This is a genomic window from Streptosporangium subroseum, assembly GCF_900188345.1.
In the GTDB taxonomy this organism is placed as follows: Bacteria; Actinomycetota; Actinomycetes; order Streptosporangiales; family Streptosporangiaceae; genus Streptosporangium; species Streptosporangium subroseum.
Window position 1 is genome coordinate 38,271 of the sequence record NZ_FZOD01000018.1, and the last position, 17,623, is coordinate 55,893.

The following is a 17,623-nucleotide window of genomic DNA, read 5'->3' on the forward strand; positions in this document are numbered from 1 at the left end:
TCAGGTCAAGAGGGAAGCAGGGGAACAGCCGGACCTCTCCTGAGGTCGCCCCTGATCTGCGTGGAGTCCTCATCGGCCGGGATCAGGCGTTGATCACCCTGGTGCGGATCGGTCCTCGCGGGCCCGTACGCCTCCGCTCGATCACGGCGGAGCGCTGTCTCTCTTACCGGCATTTCGACCTCTGGGGCCGGCGAACTTGGTGATCATTGCGGTGACGGGTTGACGAGCCCGCCTTCGTAGGCGGCGATGACGAGCTGGGCCCGATCACGGCCGTGCAGTTTGGCCAGGAGCCGGCTGATGTGGGTCTTGACCGTGCCGACGGTGAGGTGAAGGTGCTCGGCGATCTCGGAGTTGGACATTCCCCTGCCGATGAGGGTGAGCACCTCGCGCTCGCGCTGGGTGATGCCGCCGAGGTCCCGCCCGGCCGGAGCAGGGCGAGGGTGTCGCAGGAATTCGGCGATGAGCCGACGGGTGACGGTGGGCGCGAGCAGTGATTCGCCGGCGACGACGACCCGGATGGCGGCCAGCAGATCGGTCGCCGGCTGGGCGCGGCCGCGGGTGTGAGGCCGGGGAGCACCTGGGCGTAGAAGATCAGGACCACGGTCACCGCGGCGGACGCGCACGCCGCCAAGCCCGTCACCGACCATCCGACCGAGGTGGTGGAGGCGACCAGGTACAGCACGAGCACGGTCGGCACGAACGACAGCCAGACGGTGCTCGGCGCGACGGCCCCGCCACGGTCGCCAGTACGCCCGCGGCACACGCCAGGCCGAGCATGGCCCGAGGCCACCGCCGCGTCGGCAACGCCTTTTCCACCGAGCCGCCGAGCCCACTCCATGACGAGAAGCTATCTCCTCATCGATCACTTGGCATCTGCCCACGGTCAGAGACCCGTATCCACCCGGGGCCGTACCACCGGCTCGTGCATGCCGGCCAAGAGGCGACCTGAGCCGGACGCGCCCCCACCGCACATGCGGGTCTGCCGAGCATCCACTCCAGGCTTCCCTTTGAGTTGCGTATTCCTATCCAGGCAAGCTAAGTTCTGGATAGGTATCCAGGACTCAGAGGGAGACACGCATGGACATCCAGAACGCTGTCGCAGTGGTGACGGGGGCAAATCGCGGTTTTGGGCGGCAACTGGCCGCCGAACTGCTCAGGCGCGGGGCCAAGAAGGTCTATGCCGGCGCTCGGCGTCCGGAGTCGGTCGACCTCCCGGGGGTCGTGCCGCTGCAGCTGGACATCACCGATCCCGCCTCCGTGGCGCAAGCGGCGAAAGTCGCGTCGGACGCCACACTGCTGATCAACAACGCCGGCATCAGTACGCACGTGGGGCTGATCGACGGCGACATGGCGGACATCAGGCGTGAGATGGAGACGCACTTCTTCGGATCTCTTGACGTCGCCCGCGCCTTCGCCCCCGTCCTCGCCGCCAACGGAGGTGGGGCGATTCTCAACGTCCTGTCCGTTCTGTCCTGGGTGCACTATCCGTCGTATGGCGGCTACAGCGCGGCCAAGGCCGCCGAGCTAGCGATGACCAACGTGATCCGGCAAGAGCTGGCCCCCGCCGGTATCGACGTCACGGCTCTCCATGTCGGCTACATGGACACGGACATGGCCGACTACGTCGACAGCTCGGACAAGGTCGACCCCGCCTGGGTGGCGGGCTTGGCCTTGGACGGTGTTCAGGCGCGCGCCCTCGAAGTGGTCGCCGACGACAAGAGCCGCAATGCCAAGGCCGCGCTCTCCGGCGGACTGGAGCAGCTCTATCCCGGTCTGCCCGCGGCCCGATAACCCATCGGGTGAGACGGCGGTGGGCCGGCGTCTCCCCTTTTCCCAGCCGAGCATGTACGGGTGGTCCCAGCCGGACTTGACGAACGTGAGCGCCGCCCGCGCCGCGGAGGATCGCCGTTGCGAACTCTCCCTGATCCGCGCTGTTGCGTTGATCAAGCAGCACTGAGTAGGAATGAACGACTCAGGAGTTAGACTGGCGCCATGGGTACCGTCAATGTCAAGCACAAGGCAGAAGAGGTGTGCTCGATCGCGCGCACGCTCGACATCGTGGGCGACAAGTGGACCTTTCTCATTTTGCGAGAAGCCTCCTTGCAGGAGGTGACCCGGTTCGCGGACTTCCGCGACCGGCTCGGGATCGCCCCGGACATGCTCAGTAATCGCCTGAACATTCTCGTAGACGCAGATGTCATGGAGAAGCAGCCCTATCGCGAGCCGGGCGCCCGAACCCGGTACAGCTACCACCTGACTCCGGCAGGCGAGCAACTGCTCCTGGTGCTTGCCGCGCTGCAGCAGTGGGGCGACGAGAACAGGCCCCCGGCCTCGGGACCGAGCGTTCTCAGGCGTTCGGCGGACCACGGACGACCGGTGCGTGTGGCATTCGTCGACGACACCGATACCGTCATCCCGGCCGACAGCGTGGTGTTCAGCCTCACCGCCTCCGCTCCGGTCATGGACCCGCGCTCCTGAAGGTGGACCCCGCGGTATTCGCGACCCTCTTCGCGCGGCTCGTCGAGTCGTCTCCGGAGAAGCTCCGGCGGGGTTATCGCCGTCCGACGCCGTTGAGCAGTGTGTCGACGATGAGATCGGCGGCCTGCGGGGGATCGAGCAGGGGGAACTGGTGGGCGGCGGTGTCGACGAGGTGATTCAGCATGGCGCGGGCCCAGTGGACGGGCACGTCGGCGCGTAACAGGCCTTCGTCGGCCGCCCGCTGGACGAACCTGTCGAGCCGCGCGCTCTGTTCTTCCCGGCGGGCATTCGCGGCCGGATCCGCACGCATCATCCGGCGCACATCCACCGGCCACTCCCGGCTGACCGGGATGATGTCCTCCACATATCGGTGCAGCGCCACCGCCACCTGGGCCTCGACGAGCCTGGCCGTGTCCAGCACCCGCTCGGAGGAGTCGAGTTTCGCCTGGAAGATGGCCGCGAGCAGGGCCTCCTTGGTGGGGAAGCGCCGGTAGACGGTGCGCCGGTCGACTCCGGCCTCGGCGGCGATCGCGGCGATGCTGGTCGACGGGTCCTCGGCCAGCAGGCGGGCACCCGTACGCAGGACCGCGTCGAGGTTGCGGACGGCATCGGCTCTCATGATCCCACCAGTGTACTGAGGTGTGACACCTGCCCGCTTGACATACACAGAGATGAGGCACAAAATCCTGTTAGTGTCACACTGATGTGACAGATACTCCGCAAGTCATCTGGAGGAGACACGGTGATCAGGACTTGGCTCATCACGGGAAGTTCGCGCGGCTTCGGACGCGAGCTCGCGGTAGCCGCACTTGAGCGCGGGAATCGGGTGGTCGCCACCGCCCGCCGGCCGGAACAGCTCGACGACCTCGTGCGGAAGTACGGCGACCGCGTGCGCACGTTCGCCCTCGACGTCACCGACGCCGACGCCGCACGCGCCGCCGTACGGCTGGCCGTCGACGAGTTCGGCGGGCTCGACGTGGTGGTGAACAACGCCGGCTACGCCAACTCCTCCCCGATCGAGGAGACGTCGGACGAGGACTTCCGCGCACAGGTCGAAGCCAACTTCTTCGGCGTCGTCAATGTCACGAAGGCCGCCCTGCCGGTGCTGCGCGCACAGCGTTCGGGGCACATCCTGCAGTTCTCCTCCATCGGCGGGCGCGTGGGCGGATCTCCCGGCCTGGCCGCCTACCAGTCCGCGAAGTTCGCGGTCGAAGGCTTCTCGGAGGTGCTCAACAACGAGGTGAAGCCACTGGGCGTCAAGGTCGTCATCATCGAGCCCGGCGCGTTCCGCACCGACTGGGCCGGCTCGTCCATGAGCATCCCGGCCGTGGGGCCGGACTACGAGGAGACCGTCGGCGCCATGAACCGTCGGCGTGCGGGCTATGACCGGACGGCGCCGGGCGACCCCGCGCGGGCGGCGCGCGTCATTCTCGACGTCGTGGACCTCGACGAGCCGCCACTGCGTCTGCTGCTCGGATCGGACGCGGTGAACCTGGCGGAGAAGTCGTCCGATGCCCACGCCGCCGAGGCCGCGCGGTGGGCGGAGGTGAGCCGCTCCACGGACTTCCCGTCCGGTGAGTGACCTTCCATACGGCTACCAGGCCGCAGACCGGGAAGAGTTGGAGCCGTACGGCTGTCGGGCCGCGGACAGGAGCGTTGCCCCATAAAGAGCCGTGCCGTCGGGCCGCAGGCCGGGAAGAACTGCGCTGCGCGCCGACCCGTACGGCTGTCGGGCTGCGGGCGGGGAAGTGTCGACGGCAACCGTGTATGGCCCGGGTGCGCGTCCCCAATGGCCACGCACCGCACCTTCCCCGGCGGGTGTCGTGCGTGGCCCGTGAGATGATTACTCCTACGGCGCCCTCTCGGCCTCGGGTCCAGCAACCCAGGCGAGAGGGTTTTTTCATGCCCGAAACCGCGGTGACGCGTCATCCCGCGGCGGGTGTGCCAACCCGATCAAGGAGTACTCGATGAAACTCGGTCTGACCTGCCCCCGCTTCACCTGGCTCGGCGGCGACACCGCCATCGCCGGGCGGTTCGCGGACGTCGCCCGCGGCGCCGAAGGAGCGGGGCTGCACAGCCTGTGGGTGATGGACCATTTCTTCCAGATCCCCAACTTCGGCGCCGTGGAGGATCCGATGCTGGAGGCGTACGGCGCGCTGTCCTATGCCGCCGCCCTCACCGACCGGGTCACGCTGGGCGCCCTCGTCACCGGAGCCGTATACCGCGAGCCCGGGCTGCTGGTGAAGCAGGTCAGCACCCTGGACGCGCTCTCCGGCGGCCGCGCCGTCCTCGGCATCGGCGCGGGCTGGTACGAACCGGAGGCCCGAGGGCTGGGCCTCCGCTTCCCCTCCCTGGCCGAGCGGTTCGAGCGGCTGGAGGAGACGCTCCAGATCGCCAGACAGATGTGGAGCGACGAGGACAAGCCGTACGAGGGCAGGCACTACAGACTGGAGCGTACGCTCAACGCGCCGCAGGCGAGCCCGCCGATCCTGATCGGCGGCAGCGGGGAGAAGAAGACCCTCCGTCTCGTCGCCGAGTACGCCGATGCCTGCAACTTCCTGTACGGCGCCGACGTGCCGCACAAACTCGGCGTGCTGCGCGCCCACTGCGAGCGGCTGGGACGGCCCTACGAGGAGATCGAGAAGACCCTCCACCTGCGCATCCCCGACGGCCAGAGCGTCGAGGAGAGCGTCCAGCGCTGCGGAGACCTGGCCGCCCTGGGCATCGACCACGTCATCGCCGCCGTCCCGGACGCCGCGGCCGACTCCTCGCTCGCGCATCTGGCCGCGCTCGCCGCCCAGATCTCCGCCATCACCCCGGCCGGACGCTGAACGTGTGGCCCCAACCTCTTTCAGGTGTCACCTGGAAGCAGAACCACGTTGGTTGTTCTGGGGACGGGGAGAGGGGTGCGGAAGAGAAGGGCCAGGCTTGCCACATGCAGGAGGAGGATGACAATTCCCGCGGTTGATATCGCGGGCTCGTTCCACCAGGGTGCTGCGACCTGAGTGGCCACGAAGTTGTGGAACAGGCTTGTGTCGCTGTAATGCAGGGCAGACTCCAGCAAGGCTGCGGTGTAGGGCAATCCGAGGATCCCAGCCATCAAGCCGGCCCACAACCGTGCGCGCCCGTGGCTGAGCAGCAGGATCAGGCCGCCCACCACGACAGGGATGGCCGGGATCGCAAGATAATTGACGTGGACCCGCATATCGAGGAGGAAGGCTTCGGGGAGGAGGTCTGATTCGCCGTACTCGTTGATCAGACCGGCCCGACAGCCGACGTAGTTCACTGCGGCGTAGATCAAGAGCAAGGCCGGGGTGAGCAACATCAGTACGGTTGCCTGGCGGGGCGGGCTCATCCACAGGGGTGGGGATTCCTGCTCGACGGGTTGCTTCCGATGTCTGATCAACCACGACACTCCGTGGCTGCCGGTCAGCAGGACGAGGCTCTGTATCTGTGCGACCGCGCCGGCCACGAGCAGGACGTAGCGGAGGGGGTCGTACCAACCGGGCTGAACCAGATCGATGATGTGCGAAAGTTCCCCGCCGTCGGTCACGATCAGGAGGGTGGACTGTTGCCTGAGGAATACCCGCCAGAGCATGGCCACATAAACGGCGGTCAGTCCGGCGGCCACCGCGAGGAGGGGCGTGGGCCGGCGTGCGCCATGCCGGACCTTCCGCGCGATCACGCCGAACGCGACGGTGGCTACCGCGGTGAATATCCCCAGCCCGAGTAGCTGGTCACGGACGCTCGTGCCGGCCTGGTGTGCCGCAGAGCGCCACATCGCCGCTGAGATCTCCCGCGGATCCTCGTAGTCCGGCAGGGTGAGTGAACTCCGCGCGTAGGCGAGCAGCGTGATCAGTGCCATCACGGCTCCGATCGGGACCGGAGAGAGGATCAAGGCGATCGTGATTCTGATCTTTCCTGGGGGAGCCTCCATGTGATCTTTGACGTGACGAAACTCACCGGCGTTCCTCCCCTGAATCCCGGTGGTTCAGCCACTTGTGACCGGTCTGGGGAAGATCAAGAAAAGGTGCACCCGACCTGCCGGGATCTGAGTGTCCACGTCATGATCTCAGCTGGAAGGGGGCACCTTTCCGGTGTTGAAGACCATCGGATGGGGGCGGCGGCCGGCCGTGTCCTGATCTACTGGAACCGCCTCACCCCGCTTTCCGCCGATAAATCATGCTCATTTCCTCTGCCCCAGCATGAACCGGGCCCGCAGGGGAATATGGGGCCGTATTTTTGCGCGCTGTGAATTTTTTCAGGCGGCGGTCCGGTGTAGGTAATTTTCTTGGTACGTGCGCTCCGAAAATTTTATTTCATTTAGCACGGTCCAAAGAGCGAACCGTCTTCCCTGGCGTTCACCGGAACCGTCGCCGGAACGTGAGCGGTTTGGACGTGCCGGCCCGCGTAATCTTTTTCTTCCCTTCAGGTGAGTACCGGTCGAAGGCGGAAACCCACGATCATGGGTCGCTAGGCAAAACAGGATTTATGCGCATTTGTGTGGTTCATGTTGGTGAATAGTGTGCGCTAAAGAGTGATGCCGATGGATTTCAAGATTCTGGGACCGATCGAGGTGCGGGCGGCCAATGGGCGGCCGATCGCACTCGGACGGCGCAAACAGCGGGTGTTGCTCGCCGCCCTGCTGCTCAATGCCGGTAAGGCGATACCCACCCAGCGGATGCTCGACTGGCTGTGGGAAGAACAGGCTCCTCCCACAGCCGAGTCGAATCTCTACACCTATATCTCCGCGCTGCGACGGGTTCTCGGCGCCCCTTCCCGGATCGAGGCGGGCTCCAACGGATACGTACTCCGGGTAGCTCCCGGTGAAATCGACGTTAAATTGTTCGAAGAACTCGCCGCACAAGGACGTCGAATGTTATCCGAGGGGCGAAATGACGTCGCGCTCGAACGGTGCACCCGGGCCGTGGGCCTCTGGCGCGCCGAGGCGGTTCTGGAGGGACTGTCCCTTCCCGAGCCGTTGCGGGGCGAGGCGGCGCGGCTGGAGCGGTTGAGAGCGGCCGTCGTGGACACCTCGCTGGAGGCCCGGCTGGCACTGGGCCAGCACGGCGAGGTGCTTCCCGATCTGGAGGCGTTGACCCGCAGAGATCCGCTGAACGAACGGCTCCGGGCGCAGTTCATGCTCGCCCTGTACCGCTCCGGCCGCCGGGCCGACGCGCTCGCGGTGTACCAGGGCGCGCGGGAGATGCTCGCCGCGGAGCTGGGCGTCGATCCCGGTCCGGACCTGATCCGCGTGCATCAGCAGATCCTCGTCGACGATCCCGCGCTGGCGGCGCCGTCGCCGTCGATCACCGTCCGCAGGTTTTTCGCCCCGGCCGAGCTCCCGGTCGACTCGGCCGCCTTCACCGGGCGTGCCGCGGAGGTCTCCCGGTTACGGACGGCGCTGGCCTCCGCGGGCTCGGGCCCGATCGTCATCTCCGCGGTCGCCGGAGCGGCCGGGATCGGCAAGTCGGCGTTCGCCGTACACGTCGCCCACCAGGTCGCGGACCGGTTTCCCGACGGGCAGCTCTACGTGAACCTGCACGGCTCGACCCCCAACGTCAAGCCGCTGAAACCGGCCGAGGTCCTCGCCCGCCTGTTACGTTCCCTCGGCGACGACGCGGCCGCGCCGGCCGAGGTGGACGAGCTGGCCGCGCGATTCCGTTCGCTGACCGACGGCAGGCACCTGTTGCTCCTGTTCGACAACGCCCGGGACGCCGCGCAGGTGCGGCCGTTGCTGCCCGCCAGTCCCACGTGCTGCGTGCTGATCACCGCCCGGAGGATGCTGACCTCGCTGGACGCCGTCGCGCATCTCCGCCTCGACACCATGGCGGAGGACGAGGCGATCACCCTGCTGAGCCGCCTGGTCGGCGACGAGCGCGTCGCCGCCGATCCGCGGGCGGCGCGCGCGATCGTACGGCTCTGCGGGGGACTGCCGCTGGCGATCAGGATCGCCGCCGCCCGGCTGGTCGCCCGGTCGGGCCTGTCGCTGCGGGCCCTCGCCGACCGTCTCGCGGTCGAGGACCATCGCCTGTCCGAGCTGCAGGCCGACGACCGGGCGGTCCGGGCCTGCTTCATGATGAGCTACCGCGGCCTGGAAGCCGAGCACTCCCGCATGTTCCGGCTGCTGAGCCTGCTCGGCGGATCCGACATCAGCGTCGCGGTCGCCGCGGCGCTGGCCGACCGCTCCGAGGAACAGACCGCGGATCTCCTGGAGCATCTCGCCGACGTCCAGCTTCTCGAGGTCTGCGACGTCAACCGCTATCGCATGCACGACCTGCTCTGCCTGTTCGCCCGTGAACGGACCCGGCAGGAGGAGACCGAGGAGGAGCAGACGAAGGCCGTACGGCGGGTGCTTCACAGTTATCTCGTCATCACCGGCGCCATCGGCAACGTGTACAACCTGCGGACCAGGCGGAACGCCAAGTTCGGCCGCCCGGCGCTCGGCCGCTCCGGCCCGTCGCCGGACGACTTCACGGCCGATCATCGCACGGAGCCGGCCGACGAGGCGACCCGCTTCCACGCCGAGACCACCGCCGTCCTGCGGGGGCTCAGAGATCCGGTGAAGGCCGCCCTGGACCTGGGCTATCTGGCGGAGATGCACCGTCTCGCCGGCCGGCCCGACATGGCGACCCTCTGCTATCACGAGGCGCTGGAGGCCGATCTCGCGGGCGGCGCCGTCGGGACCTACCGCACGGCGGAGCACTGGTGGGGATTGGGGCGGGCCTACCAGGATCTGGGGGACGAGGCGCGGGCCCGTGAATGCCGGTATACGAGCGCGACCATCCTCCACACGCTCCACCTGATCAACGGCGATGAGAAACGAGCGATCGAAACCGGCGCGGGATCTGACACGCCGGAAATCATCCTCACATACACCCGCCGCGGTCGCGGGATCTGACGGGCGAATCCCCGAGGTCGCGCGCTGAGCTGTCCTTTTTTCCGGCGTTCGCCGGACGGCGGCGCCGACCTATGCAGATTTGTATAGGGCAAGGTATAGCCACATTTAACACTATTGGCGACATGTCTCTCGTTTTCTCACACCTCTAGGAGAAGGCGGCACCGTGCGCAGGCGTACCAAAGGGCTGACCGAAAACAGCGGCGGTACCGCTGCGAAAATCCAACCGGCGCCCGCCTGGCGACGATTTTCATTCTCGGACCGAAATGCGCCCGTAATGTCAGAATCGGTCAATTCGCACAAAACCCCGGGAAAGGGTGGACGTGTCTGAGTTAATCGGCATCGATGAGTGTGAAAACCTTACCGTGAAGCAGGTTCAGAACCTGTACGGAAGGTATGTCAGCCGGAGCCAGGTCAACCTCATGACCTCCTTCGGTTTCGGTCGCGAACTTGTCGAACGGGCCGAGGGCGCCTGGATCTGGACACGCGACGGCCGCCGTATCCTCGACGTCACCGGCGGGGTCGGCGTTCTCAACCACGGCCACAACCATCCGCGAATCCTGGCGGCACGACGCCGTTTCGCCGAGCGGCGGCGAATGGAAGTGCACAAGGCATTCTTCTCGCCCTATTTGGCCGCGCTGAGCCATAACGTGGCCACGCTGCTGCCGGGCGACCTGAACATCTCCTACTTTCCGAACTCGGGCGCGGAGGCCAACGAGGGCGCCGTCAAGATGGCGTACAAGTATCACGGCGGCCGGCGTAACACGATCCTGCGGTCCGACATCAGCTTCCACGGCAAGACCCTTGGCGCGGGGAGCCTGACCGGATCGTCCGAGAACGCGTTTCGATTCCCCGGACTTCCCGGCATCGTCGTCCACCCGTTCGGCGACGTCGCGGCCGTGCGGGCGGCGGTCGACGCCGCGCGCACCCCCGAGGGGAAGTGCGACGTCTACGCGCTCATGGTCGAGCCGTACAGCGCGTCGAGCATGCGCTGCTGGTCGGAGACGGACCTTCACGAGCTGCGCCGGCTCTGCGACGAGAACGACATCATCCTGATCTTCGACGAGGTGTACACGGGATGGGGTAAGACCGGAAGCCTCTTCTACTTCATGCGCTATCCGGGCCTGCTGCCCGACATCCTGGTGTACTCGAAGTCGCTGGGCGGCGGAAAGGCGTCGATCGCCGGATACACCGCGCGCGAGCCCATCTTCCGCAAGGCGTACGACCGGCTCTCCGACGTCATCCTGCACAGTACGACCTACTACGGGTTCGGCGAGGAGACCGCCACCGCGATCGAGGCGATCAACGTGGTCGTCGAAGACGACTATCCCGCGCGGGCGCGGCAGATCGAGCGCATCCTGAAGCCCGGCCTGGAGAACATCCAGAAGCGTTACCCGGAGGTGGTCGGCCAGGTGGCCGGCACGGGGGCGCTGTGGGGAGTGTTCCTGACCGGCGGCCCCAAGGTGCTCGACATCGCCGGCAAGCTGGCACCGGGCTTCTCCGGCGATCCGCACTTCCGCACCAAGCTGATCACCCTCTCGGTGATCGCCGAGCTCTACCGCGAGCACGACATCGTGTCGTACTACAGCCCGAACGTCGAGAACCCCCTCGTCGTCGCGCCGACCCTCGCCATCGAACCCGACGACCTCGAGCACTTCCTGGACGGCCTCGACAAGACCCTGGCCAAGGGCCTGCCGCGGCTGCTCGCCCGATTCGTGCGGGAGAAGGTGGGGTCGCGATGGCCTATCGGGTCGTAGTGACCGGCAGCGCCGGAATGCTCGGCGGCAACCTGGCCCGGCGGCTCGTGCTCGCGGGCCACGAGGTGATCGGCGTGGATCTGCGCCCGCAGTCCGACCCGGCCCCGCAGTGGCAGCACCGGGTCGGCGACGTGCGAGACGTCTCGCTGATGGCCGAGGCGATGGCCGGGGCGGACGCGGTCGTGCACTGCGCCGGCGCGCTGCCGAGCTATCCCGCGGAGCAGATCCACAACCTGATCGTCGGAGGCACGCACAGCGTGCTGGAGGCCGGGCGTCAGGCCGGCGTGGAGCGTGTGGTCCACATATCCTCCACCGCCGTGTACGGGCTTCCGAAGCTGGTGCCCACGCCGGAGGAACATCCGCGCGAGCCGGTCGACCCCTACACCAGGGCCAAGACCGAGGCGGAGGAGCTGGCCGAGAAGTATCGATCCGGCGGGATGTGCGTGCCGATCCTGCGTCCCAAGACCTTCCTCGGTCCCGGCCGGATGGGCCTGTTCGCGATGCTCTTCGAGTGGGCCGAGGAGGGCCGGAACTTCCCGGTCCTCGGCCGCGGGGACGTGCGCATCCAGATGCTCGCCATCGAGGACCTGGTGGACGCCGTGGCCGGCGTCCTGACGGCGCCGGCGGACATCGCGAACGACACCTACAACCTCGCGGCCGCGGAGTTCGGCACGCTACGGGAGGACTTCCAGGCGGTGCTCGACGCGGCCGGTCACGGCAAGCGCGTCGTGTCGCTGCCCGTCCGACCGGCCCTGGCCGGACTCCGGCTGCTGGAGCGGACCCGGCTGTCCCCCGTCTACGGGCGGCTGGTGCACAAACTGCTCGCCGACTCCTACGTCAGCACCGACAAGGCCCGCGAACGGCTCGGTTTCCAGCCCCGGCTGTCCAATCGCGAAGCGATCCTCCGTACGTACGCGTGGTGGCGGGAGCACCGCACCGCCGGCTCGCCGCAGGGCGCCGGCCAGACCAGCCGCGACGCGTGGCGGCAGGGCGCGCTGTCGCTGGCGAAAGTCTTCTTCTGAGCTGACCGGGGAGATCATGTACGTCGTCGAGCCGACAGGCATTCCAGAGAGCCCGCAGCGCCGGGAACCGGCGCCGGACCAGGCAGCCGAGACCCGGGAACAGGCTCCGGGCCAGATGGCTCCGGGTCAGATAGTGGAGATCTGGGAACCGGCTTCGGGCCAGATCGTGGAGGCCCGGCCACACCTGGTCGCGGACCTCTTCAGTTTGATACGGCCATCGCACGCGGCCAAGGCGATCCTCCTTGTGCCGCTCGCGCTCATCGACTCCTCCCCGTGGAACCTCGCCACCGTGGGCAGGGTCATCCTGGCCACGGTCGCGTTCATCCTGGCCTCCGCCGCCGTCTACATCGGCAACGACATCGCCGACCGGCACCGTGACGGGCACCACCCCGTCAAGCGCCATCGCCCCGTCGCCGCCGGCCGCGTGGGGATCGTGGTCGCGTACGTCTACTGTGCCGCCCTACTCACGCTGCTCGGCGCCATCGTCGCCCTCGCGCCGGGATCGTACTGGCCGATCATCGTGTACCTCGTGATCAACGTCGCGTACAGCGGCTTTCTCAAGCACATACCGCTGGTCGATGTGGGCACGGTGGCGGTCTGTTTTGTCCTCCGGGTCGTCCAGGGGTACGAGGCGATCGGAGGACGGCCGGCCGCCTGGTTGCTGGTCACGGTGTTCTCGATGTCCCTGCTGCTCCTCATCGGCAAGCGGCGCCAGGAACTCCTGGACACGGGGGCCGCGCACCGGCCGGCGCTCCGCGGCTACTCGATGGAGCTGACCAACTGGCTGCTGCAGATCGCCTCCGTGCTCGCCCTCGTCTCCGGCCTCATGTATCTGCGAGACGAAGGCCCGTTCGGTCCCGACTACGGTCAGACGGCGATGCTCCTGTCCACGCCCTTCGCGCTCTTCGCCCTTTTCCGCTACCTGCAGATCCAGCTGATGGACGAAGACGGCGGTGACCCGGTCCGAATCCTGCTGCGGGACCGCGTCATGGTCACCAACTCGATGTTGTGGGCCGCCACCCTGGGTGTGACGCTCGCGTTCGCCCACTATCCGGCCCTGGCCGCTGCCGTCCCCCTGTGAGAGCGACACGGAAGGAAAGAATGGAAGTCCGCATATTGGGCCCGGTTGAGGTGACCGTCGACGACCGGCGCGTTTCTCTGGGACCACCTCAGCGACGTGCGGTGCTGGCCGCCCTGGCGGTCGATGTCAACCATCCCGTATCCCTTCAGACGTTGATCGACCGGATCTGGGATCTTCCGCCGGACCGGGCGACGGATTCGCTGTACGCCCACATCGCACGCCTGCGACAGGCACTGACGGGAACCGCGGTCTCCATCGAGCGCCGCGGTGGCGGTTACGTGCTGGAGGGCGACCCCGATCGGGTGGACGCCTACCGGTTCCGCCGGCTGGCGAAACAGGCGCAGACCCATGCCGGTGACGACTTCGCCCGGGTCGCGCTGCTGGCCGAGGCGATGGAGCTCTGGCGCGGCTCACCGCTGACCGACATCTCGGGAGACTGGGCGGCCCGGATCCGGTACAGCATCGAACAGCAGTTTGTCGGCGCCATCGTCACCTGGGCGCAGGCACACCTGCGGCTGGGACGGCCAGAGGCGGTGGTCACCGAGCTCACGCCCCTCATTCCCCGTTATCCGCTCGTGGAGCCACTCGCGAGCATGCTGATGCGCGGTCTCTGCGCCCTGGGGCGCACCGCGGAGGCGGTGGCCCAGTACGCACGCCTGCGCGGGTATCTGGCCGATCAGCTGGGCATCGAGCCGGGGCCGGAGCTGCGCGCGCTGCACCAGGAGATCCTGCACGGCGATCACGACCCGCCGGCCTGGGCGGTCGAAGGGGCGGTCCGGACCGGCACCGGCCACACCGGCACCGGCCACACCGGTCCGGTCTGGGTGCCACTCGGACAGCCGCCGCGGGCCGAACCGCCGATCTGGGTTCATCCCACGGCCCACGTGCCCGGCCGGGTGCTGTCCCGCAGGCACTGACCCTTCTCCGGAGCGCGTTCTCAGATCACGGACTCGTCGAGACGACCAGGCGCTGCCCGCTGTGGTCGGAGAGGCCCTTCGACCGGACCAGCTCGTACCGGTGCACGGTGACGTCCGGTGTGGTGAACGCCCAGTCGATCCGCCACAGAGGCCATCGATCGTCCCAGGACGTGGGATAGAGCGATCCGAGCACCGGGGTGGCGTCGACCATCCGATCCGGCATCAGGCGCATGATGCCCATCGCCGGTGAGGCGTTGAAGTCTCCGGCCAGGACGGCCGGGTGCGGGTTCTTCTCGACGTCGGCCGCGAGCGCGCGGAGGTTGGCCTGCCGCAGTTCGTGCTGGGTCCGGTTGAGACGGCGAGGGTCCAGGCCGGGCGGGGAGGCGTCGACGGGGGAGTTGATGTGCGCGTTGTAGAACGAGACGGTGCCGTCACCGACGCGTACGTCCGTGCGCAGCGTCTTCACCGTGGAGAAATCAGGTAGATCCGGGCTGGACGGTATGGTCACATCGCGTTCTTCGGGCAACCACGGGCGCAGGTCGACCCCTCGCTCAGAGACGATCGGGAACCGGGAGACCGTCACCATTTCGCTCGCCACGGCGATGTGATAACCGGGGAACTCCCGGCGCAGCCTGGCCTCGTCGTCCACCCGGATCGGCTTCGAGTCCCGGCCGAAGTAGACGTACTCCTGAAGGAGATACACGTCCGCCCTCTGGTCCCGGAGATACCGGTAGAAGTCGGCGATCTCACGCGGCGGCGTGCCGGTGGGCGGTGGCATCGCCCCGCCCGCCGCCGGCTGGTCCCAGTACCAGGTGTTCCAGGAGAACACCGTGATCGCGTCCGCCGGGGCCGGGGCCGAACGGTGCCACAGGGAGGCGGGGTTGAGCCCGCTCACGCCTCCGCCGAGCACCACGGAGGCGAGTGTCACCGCGGTGATCCACCCTCGGGCCAGGCGTGCCGGCAGGGCCACCGCGAGCAGCAGGACCGGGACGACCGCGAACACGATCGGTGGAAGGAGCTCCGGAACCTGCCACCACCACACCCGGCCGGACAGCGCGCGATGGAGCGCCACGAACACCAGCCAGGCGACCGACGCCGACAGCACCGACCAGGTCGCCCACCGCGACCACCGCGACCGCCGGGCACGTCGTGGCTCGGCGGTCGCGGTCACGACCTGGGTATCGGTCATCGGCGGCCGCGTTCGGGACGTACGTGTGAGGGCATCCCGGGTGCGCCGGGACGTACGGATGGCGCGGGCATCCCGGGACCTCCACGCGGCGTGGGCATCCCGGGTGCGCCGGGACGTACGGTTGGCGCGGGCATCCCGGGTGGGCTAGGACGCACGCGGGGCGCGGGCATCCCGGGTGTGTACGGACGAGTCATCACATCGCGGCCTCTCCGGCGGCCGCGGGCCGCACGAGCAGGTCTGGTTCGTAGAGCCTACGGAACCTGGCCGAGCAGAACCACTGCACGACTCCGGCCGCCACCCCGGCCGCGATGGTCACGTTCACCACAAAATGCACCGCGCCGTAGTAGAGCAGGAACAGCGGGCCACGCCGGCGCAGCACGAACCGGTACATGCCGAGGTCCGCCAGGATCGACACGGCCAGGGCGAGGAGCGGCAGCGCGGCGCCGGCGGGACCGAGCAGCACCGCCGGTGCGGTGACCACCGCCGCCAGCGCGGCGAGACTTCCGCCGGCCCGGTTCGAGGTCTCGAATCCCCGGGCGAAACGCTTCCGCTGCGCGTACAGCGGCACGCGGGCGCGTCCCCGCCGGAACAGCTTGCGCAGCAACTTGAGCAGCTTGTCGTCGTGGTCGTGCCGGGAGCGCACCGCCGTGGTGAGCACCATGCCGTACCGCTGGGTGAGGCGGTGACCGTAGTCGACCTCCTCGGTCTCGCGCAACCGCGTGTTGAACAGCCCGACGTCGTTGAACACGTGGCGGGGCATCGCGACCAGCGCCGGGAAGAGGAACGAGATGGGCCCCTCGGAGCTCGCCGTCCAGTAGTAGTACTGCAGCGCCCGATATTCCTCGACGCGGCTGTCGCGGATCAGCGGCTCCGGGTCGTGGATGCTGCACACCGCCCCGAGCCGCGGGTCGGCCGCGAGCATGGCCACCGCCACCTCGACGGCATCGGGGTAGGCGGCCACGTCGGAGTCGACGAACACGAGGATCTCACCGCTGGCGTGGGCGGTGCCGAGGTTGCGCGCACCGGCCACGCCCAGGTTGTGCTCGGTGCTGACGACCCGGACACCGAGCCGGCGCGCGACCGCGACCGAGTCGTCGGTGCTGCAGTCGTCCACCACGATCAATTCGATCGGCTGGTAGGTCTGGGCCTGCATGGCGAGCAGGCAGAGCTCCAGCGAGGTCGCGTAGTTGTGGTTGGGCACGATCACCGTTACCAGGGGGCGGGGGTCGCTCATCGCTCACGCACCCATCGCCGGCGCGGACTGCTTCGGCATGTCGTAGGTACGCCGGAACCGAGGGGAGACCAGGCACTGCGCGACCCCGACGAACACCGCCACCGCGACGGTGACGTTCACCAGGAAGTGGACCGCGGCGAAGTAGACGGTGAACGCCGCACCGGCGTAGCCCCAGACGAAGCGGTACATCCCCAGATCCGACGCGATGGAGCCGGCCAGCAGCAGGATCGGCGCGAGCAGCCAGAGCGGGCCGAACAGCACCGGCAGCACTGCGGCGACCACCGCGAACAGGGCGGCGAGCGAACCCCAGCCGCGGCTGCTGTTGGTCGGGCCGCCGTTGAAGTCCGGCCGGCGCAGGTACAGCGGGATGTGCAGGCGCGCGCGGTGGAAGAACTTCGACAGCACCACGCTCAGCCGGTCGTCATGGTCGTGCGCGCCCCGGATCGTGAGGTCCAGCACGATCCGGTAGCGCTGGGTGATCCGGTGGCCGTAGTCGGCGTTCTCGCTGTGGCGCAGCGCCGGGTTGAGCGGGCCGATCTCGTGGAAGACCCTGGTCCACATCGCGAAGATCGCGGAGTAGATCGTGGTGATGTCACCCGCGTCGCCGGAGATCCAGTAGTGCAGCTGGAGGCTGCGGTACCGCTCCACGCGGCTGTCGGGGATCAGCGGCTCCGGCTCGTACGTGCCGCACACCACCCCCAGCGTCGGATCGGACGTGAGCAGCGCCACCGCGTTCCCGACCGTGTCCGGGGTCAGCGCCACGTCCGAGTCGAGGAAGAACAGCACCTCACCGAGCGCGTGCTGGACGCCGAGGTTGCGTGCCGCCGGCGCACCGATGTTGGTGTCGGTGATCAGCACCCGCACCCCGTGCTGATGGGCTATCTCCACCGAGTCGTCGGTGCTCCGGTCATCAACGACGATCACCTCGATGTGCGGGTAGTCCTGCCGCTCCAGTGCGCTCAGGCACAGGTCCAGCGTGCGGGCGTAGTTGTAGTTCGGCACGATGACCGAGACCAGCGGTTGCCGTTCATCCATGATCGATGACCC

At 68.0% G+C, this 17,623-nt stretch carries 15 protein-coding genes; 9 read left to right on the top strand and 6 right to left on the bottom strand.

Translation table 11 applies throughout. The features are described 5' to 3' along the window. Nucleotides 1-203: 203 nt before the first annotated feature. A complete protein-coding gene (locus tag CHC08_RS52450) occupies nt 204-647 on the bottom strand; it encodes a helix-turn-helix transcriptional regulator (RefSeq protein ID WP_338055687.1) in 444 nt (147 codons plus the stop codon). A 430-nt stretch (nt 648-1,077) separates the two neighbouring features. Between CHC08_RS52450 and CHC08_RS19485 the strand changes: the two genes are divergently transcribed. Together CHC08_RS19485 and CHC08_RS19490 are read left to right on the top strand one after the other, a co-directional pair. Then, nucleotides 1,078-1,791 carry an SDR family oxidoreductase gene (locus CHC08_RS19485; RefSeq protein WP_089208752.1) on the top strand — a complete coding sequence of 238 codons (714 nt, stop codon included), beginning with the start codon at nt 1,078-1,080 and terminating at the stop codon, nt 1,789-1,791. A gap of 201 nt (nt 1,792-1,992) precedes the next feature. Continuing rightward, nucleotides 1,993-2,478, top strand: coding sequence for a winged helix-turn-helix transcriptional regulator (locus CHC08_RS19490; protein ID WP_089208753.1), 486 nt, complete (start codon nt 1,993-1,995; stop codon nt 2,476-2,478). Between the two features lie 73 nt (nt 2,479-2,551). On the opposite strand, the gene CHC08_RS19495 is transcribed toward CHC08_RS19490, so the two are convergent. Then, nucleotides 2,552-3,097, bottom strand: a complete 546-nt coding sequence (locus CHC08_RS19495; RefSeq protein ID WP_089208754.1) for a TetR/AcrR family transcriptional regulator — start codon at nt 3,095-3,097, stop codon at nt 2,552-2,554. 123 nt (nt 3,098-3,220) lie between these two features. On the opposite strand from CHC08_RS19495, the gene CHC08_RS19500 reads away from it, so the two are divergent. Next, a complete protein-coding gene (locus tag CHC08_RS19500; protein ID WP_089208755.1) occupies nt 3,221-4,060 on the top strand; it encodes an oxidoreductase in 840 nt (279 codons plus the stop codon). 385 nt (nt 4,061-4,445) lie between these two features. Further along, on the top strand, nt 4,446-5,309 hold the full coding sequence (locus CHC08_RS19505; protein ID WP_089208756.1) for an LLM class F420-dependent oxidoreductase: 864 nt from the start codon (nt 4,446-4,448) through the stop codon (nt 5,307-5,309). Between the two features lie 20 nt (nt 5,310-5,329). Here CHC08_RS19505 and CHC08_RS19510 read toward each other — a convergent pair whose 3' ends face one another. Next, on the bottom strand, nt 5,330-6,343 hold the full coding sequence (locus tag CHC08_RS19510) for a hypothetical protein (RefSeq protein ID WP_143653279.1): 1,014 nt from the start codon (nt 6,341-6,343) through the stop codon (nt 5,330-5,332). A gap of 681 nt (nt 6,344-7,024) precedes the next feature. Between CHC08_RS19510 and CHC08_RS19515 the strand changes: the two genes are divergently transcribed. The 5 genes from CHC08_RS19515 (at nt 7,025) to CHC08_RS19535 (ending at nt 14,153) form a co-directional block, all read left to right on the top strand. Beyond that, on the top strand, nt 7,025-9,379 hold the full coding sequence (locus CHC08_RS19515) for an AfsR/SARP family transcriptional regulator (RefSeq protein ID WP_179282113.1): 2,355 nt from the start codon (nt 7,025-7,027) through the stop codon (nt 9,377-9,379). A 362-nt stretch (nt 9,380-9,741) separates the two neighbouring features. Beyond that, complete coding sequence (locus CHC08_RS19520) at nt 9,742-11,133, top strand: aspartate aminotransferase family protein (RefSeq protein ID WP_245878420.1); 1,392 nt, start codon at nt 9,742-9,744, stop codon at nt 11,131-11,133. Beyond that, on the top strand, nt 11,115-12,155 hold the full coding sequence (locus CHC08_RS19525) for an NAD-dependent epimerase/dehydratase family protein (RefSeq protein ID WP_089208759.1): 1,041 nt from the start codon (nt 11,115-11,117) through the stop codon (nt 12,153-12,155). The genes CHC08_RS19520 and CHC08_RS19525 overlap by 19 nt, the downstream gene beginning before the upstream one ends. Nucleotides 12,156-12,171: 16 nt before the next feature. Then, complete coding sequence (locus CHC08_RS19530) at nt 12,172-13,236, top strand: UbiA prenyltransferase family protein (RefSeq protein ID WP_089208760.1); 1,065 nt, start codon at nt 12,172-12,174, stop codon at nt 13,234-13,236. Nucleotides 13,237-13,256: 20 nt separating this feature from the next. Further along, nucleotides 13,257-14,153 (top strand): AfsR/SARP family transcriptional regulator, encoded by an 897-nt coding sequence (locus tag CHC08_RS19535; protein ID WP_089208761.1) that lies wholly within the window; start codon nt 13,257-13,259, stop codon nt 14,151-14,153. Between the two features lie 25 nt (nt 14,154-14,178). Here the strand turns inward: CHC08_RS19535 and CHC08_RS19540 are convergent, their stop codons facing one another. The 3 genes from CHC08_RS19540 to CHC08_RS19550 form a co-directional block, all read right to left on the bottom strand. Beyond that, the gene (locus CHC08_RS19540; RefSeq protein ID WP_089208762.1) at nt 14,179-15,342 is read right to left on the bottom strand and encodes an endonuclease/exonuclease/phosphatase family protein; all 1,164 of its coding nucleotides are present in this window, start codon (nt 15,340-15,342) and stop codon (nt 14,179-14,181) included. Nucleotides 15,343-15,535: 193 nt separating this feature from the next. Beyond that, entirely contained in the window at nt 15,536-16,576 is a 1,041-nt protein-coding gene (locus CHC08_RS19545) for a glycosyltransferase family 2 protein (RefSeq protein ID WP_089208763.1), read from the bottom strand. A 3-nt stretch (nt 16,577-16,579) separates the two neighbouring features. After that, nucleotides 16,580-17,611, bottom strand: a complete 1,032-nt coding sequence (locus tag CHC08_RS19550) for a glycosyltransferase family 2 protein (RefSeq protein ID WP_089208764.1) — start codon at nt 17,609-17,611, stop codon at nt 16,580-16,582. Nucleotides 17,612-17,623 lie beyond the last annotated feature (12 nt).